Source organism: Aeromonas sp. s13, assembly GCF_040907905.1.
In the GTDB taxonomy this organism is placed as follows: Bacteria; Pseudomonadota; Gammaproteobacteria; order Enterobacterales; family Aeromonadaceae; genus Aeromonas; species Aeromonas veronii.
Genome location: NZ_JBFOCS010000046.1, coordinates 1 through 3,913 on the forward strand (window position 1 = coordinate 1; position 3,913 = coordinate 3,913).

General features: G+C 62.9%; 3 protein-coding genes and 1 pseudogene. All 4 read left to right on the top strand.

The window, feature by feature from the left end; translation table 11 throughout:
* Positions 1-167: pseudogene (locus AB5Y82_RS08395) on the top strand (anthranilate phosphoribosyltransferase); the annotation flags it as partial.
* Entirely contained in the window at positions 167-1,675 is a 1,509-nt protein-coding gene (gene trpCF / locus AB5Y82_RS08400; RefSeq protein ID WP_368173863.1) for a bifunctional indole-3-glycerol-phosphate synthase TrpC/phosphoribosylanthranilate isomerase TrpF, read from the top strand. The pseudogene AB5Y82_RS08395 and the gene trpCF, both read left to right, overlap by 1 nt.
* Positions 1,676-1,722: 47 nt before the next feature.
* On the top strand, positions 1,723-2,931 hold the full coding sequence (trpB, locus tag AB5Y82_RS08405) for a tryptophan synthase subunit beta (protein WP_368173864.1): 1,209 nt from the start codon (positions 1,723-1,725) through the stop codon (positions 2,929-2,931).
* Positions 2,928-3,734 (top strand): tryptophan synthase subunit alpha, encoded by an 807-nt coding sequence (gene trpA / locus AB5Y82_RS08410; protein ID WP_368173865.1) that lies wholly within the window; start codon positions 2,928-2,930, stop codon positions 3,732-3,734. The genes trpB and trpA overlap by 4 nt, the downstream gene beginning before the upstream one ends.
* Positions 3,735-3,913: the final 179 nt, after the last annotated feature.

Here is a 3,913-nt window from a genome sequence, read left to right on the forward strand (position 1 = left end):
CCATCGCCGCCAATGTGGCGCCACTGCTGCTGATGGCGGGCAAGGCGAAGGATCTCAAGAGCGCGGCGGCCGAGGTGCTGGCGGTGCTGGCGAGCGGCAAGACGGCGGATCTCGCCGCCCGGCTCGCCACTTTAAGCCATCAGAATGCGGGCCAGCAGGAGGCATGATGTCAGCCACCACATTGCACAGCAGTCATTCAGAACGCCCGCAGGGCAAGAGCCAGTTTCGCAAGGATAACGAGATGTCAAACCTTATTGCCCCCCATGCATTTCTGAACATGGCCTCCATCAGCCAGACCATCCTCGGCAAAATCGTGGCGGCCAAGCAGGAGTGGGTTGCCGCCCGCAAGCTGGCCCAGCCGCTGGAGAGCTTCCAGTGCGCGCTGACCCCCAGCGATCGGGATTTCGTCGGCGCGCTCAAGGCGGGCTCCACCCGCTTTATTCTGGAGTGCAAGAAGGCCTCTCCCTCCAAGGGCTTGATCCGCGACGATTTCAGCCCGGAGGCCATCGCCGACATCTATGGCAAATACGCCACCGCCATCTCGGTGCTGACCGACGAGAAGTTCTTTCAGGGGGATTTTGCCTTTTTGCCGCGGGTGCGCAGCCGCGTATCGCAGCCGGTGCTCTGCAAGGATTTCATGATTGACCCCTATCAGGTCTATCTGGCCCGCCACTATCAGGCGGACGCCATCCTGCTGATGCTCTCGGTGCTCACCGACGAGGGGTATCGTGCCCTGTTCGCGGTGGCCAAGGCGCTGGGGCTGGGCGTGCTCACCGAGGTGAGCAACGAGGAGGAGCTGACCCGCGCCATCGCGCTGGGGGCACCGGTGATTGGCATCAATAACCGGGATCTGCGCGACTTGAGCGTCGATCTCAACCGCACCAAACAGCTGGCTAAAGATATTCCGAGCGATCGGGTGGTGATCAGCGAGTCCGGCATCAATCACCGCGCTCAGGTGGCGGATCTGCGCCACCACGCCAAGGGCTTTCTGGTGGGCTCGTCATTGATGGCCGAGCCGGATTTGGAAGCGGCTGTACGCAAGCTGATACTGGGCCAGAACAAGGTGTGCGGCCTCACCCGCGCCGAAGATGCCGCCGCCGCCCATCAGGCGGGCGCGGTGTTCGGCGGTCTTATCTTTGTGGCCAAAAGCCCGCGCTATGTAGACATCCCCGCCGCCCGCGCCGTGATGGCAGGTGCGCCGCTCGCCTATGTGGGGGTATTTCGCAATGCCCAGCCCGCCACCATTGCCAAGACGGTGGATGCGCTGGGGCTCTCTGCAGTGCAGCTGCATGGGGATGAGGATGCCGCCTATATCGATACCCTGCGCCCACTGCTGCCCGCTGGCTGCCAGATCTGGAAAGCGGTCGGCATCTCTCTTGGCAAAGAAAGCGGCGAGCCGCTGCCCGCCCTCGACTACCCGGCGGATCGGCTGCTGCTGGATACAAAAGTCGGCAGCCAGAGCGGCGGTACTGGTCAGGCGTTCGACTGGGCCCTACTGGCCCATCTCGATAAAGCCAAGCTGATGCTGGCGGGCGGCCTTAATCCCGACAACGCCCTGCAGGCGGCGCAAGTAGGCTGCCTCGGCCTTGATTTCAACTCCGGGGTGGAGAGTGCCCCGGGCCAGAAGGATGCGCACAAGATAGCAGCCGCCTTCGGCGCACTGCGCAACCTGTAACGCAACCCTTTTTGATGTTTCGATTTAGCTAATACAAGGAAGAAGCCATGACCCTGCTCAACCCGTTTTTCGGTGAATTTGGCGGTATGTACGTACCCCAAATCCTTATCCCGGCCCTGCTCCAGCTGGAGAAAGCCTTTGTCGATGCCAAGGATGATCCGGCCTTTATCGCCGAGTTTCAGTCCCTGCTGACCGAGTATGCCGGTCGCCCGACCCCCCTCACCCTCACCCGCAATCTGACCAAGGGCACCAAGACCCGCCTCTATCTGAAGCGTGAAGATCTGCTGCACGGCGGCGCCCACAAGACCAACCAGGTGCTGGGGCAGGCGCTGCTGGCCAAGCGGATGGGCAAGAGCGAGATCATCGCCGAGACCGGCGCCGGTCAGCACGGCGTGGCCACTGCACTGGCCTGCGCCCTGCTCGGCCTCAAGTGCCGGGTCTATATGGGCGCCAAGGATTGCGAGCGCCAGAAACCGAACGTATTTCGCATGAAGCTGATGGGCGCCACCGTCATTCCGGTGCACTCCGGCTCGTCCACTCTGAAAGATGCCTGCAACGAGGCGCTGCGCGACTGGGCCGCCAACTACGAGTCGGCCCACTACCTGCTCGGCACCGCCGCCGGCCCGCACCCCTTCCCCACCATCGTGCGGGAGTTCCAGAAGATGATCGGCGAAGAGGCCAAGGCCCAGTGCTTCGAGAAAGAAGAGCGCTTGCCCGATGCGGTGATCGCCTGCGTCGGCGGCGGGTCGAACGCCATCGGCATGTTTGCCGACTTTATCGATGAGCCGTCGGTGCGCCTCATCGGCGTCGAGCCGGGTGGTCACGGCATCGAGAGTGGCGAGCACGGTGCGCCGCTGGGTCACGGCAGCAAGGGGGTCTTCTTTGGCATGCACTCTTACCTGATGCAGGACACTCAGGGCCAGATCCAGGAGTCCTACTCTGTCTCGGCGGGGCTGGACTTCCCCTCCGTCGGCCCGCAACACGCCCATCTGGCCGCCATCGGCCGCGCCGAGTACCCCTCGGTGACCGACAAGGAGGCGCTGGACGCCTTCCAGGAGCTGGCCAAATCCGAAGGCATCATCCCGGCGCTGGAGTCCTCCCACGCACTGGCCCACGCCCTCAAGATGGCCCGCAGTGAACCGGAAAAAGAGCAGGTGCTCATCGTCAACCTCTCCGGCCGTGGCGACAAAGATATCTTCACCGTGGCTGACATCTTGGAAACAGAAAGCATCGAGAAAGAAGGAACCTTGTCATGAACCGTTACGCACAACTCTTCTCCCGTCTGGATGAAGCCAATCAGGGCGCCTTTGTGCCGTTCGTGATGCTGGGTGACCCCACTCCCGAATTGTCGCTGGCCATCGTCGATGCGCTGGTCGCAGGGGGCGCCGATGCCCTTGAGCTCGGCATTCCCTTCTCCGATCCGGTAGCGGATGGCCCCACCATTCAGGGCGCCGCCCTGCGTGCCTTTGCCAGCCACACCACCCCGGACGACTGCTTCGAGCTGCTTGGCCGCATCCGCGCCAAGTACCCGCAGCTGCCCATTGGCCTGCTGGTCTACGCCAACCTGGTCTATGTGCGCAAAATTGATGGCTTCTACGAGAAGTGCCAGCAGGCAGGCGTGGATTCGGTGCTGGTCGCCGACGTGCCGGTGCAGATGTGCGCCCCCTACAAGGCGGCCGCCGACAAGTTCGGCATCGACAGCATCTTTATCGCCCCGCCCAATGGCGACGCCGAGACCCTGAAACAGGTGGCGGAGCTCGGCAATGGTTACACCTATCTGGTGAGCCGCGCCGGCGTCACCGGTGCCGAGACCAAGGCCGGCATGCCGGTGGAGGGGCTGATCAATACCCTGCGCGAGTTCAACGCCCCCCCCGCCCTGCTCGGCTTTGGCATCAGCGAACCTGCTCAGGTGCGTGAAGCCATTGCCGCTGGCGCCGCCGGTGCCATCTCCGGCTCCGCCGTGGTGAAGATCATCGAGACCCACCACCAGAACCCGGAACATATGCTCACTCGTCTGAAAGAGTTTGTGGAAGGAATGAAGACTGCGACCAATCGATAAGGGGCGGCATGGGTCAAATGCCACTGGCCGTGAGTGATCCGGCTGCGTATCCACATTACGCATAGCAGCCATCGTTGCATCACCAGATCAAAGGGAGCCTGACCGGCTCCCTTTCTTTTTATCTCGCTTGCACCCGCTTGCAGCTCTCGGCGTCTTGCCCCCTCTCCCTCCGGGAGAGG

Coding starts and splice junctions, on each gene's coding strand:
- trpB (WP_368173864.1), top strand. CDS start 1,723: ATGACCCTGCTCAACCCGTTTTTCGGTGAATTTGGCGGTATGTACGTA.
- trpCF (WP_368173863.1), top strand. CDS start 167: ATGTCAGCCACCACATTGCACAGCAGTCATTCAGAACGCCCGCAGGGC.
- trpA (WP_368173865.1), top strand. CDS start 2,928: ATGAACCGTTACGCACAACTCTTCTCCCGTCTGGATGAAGCCAATCAG.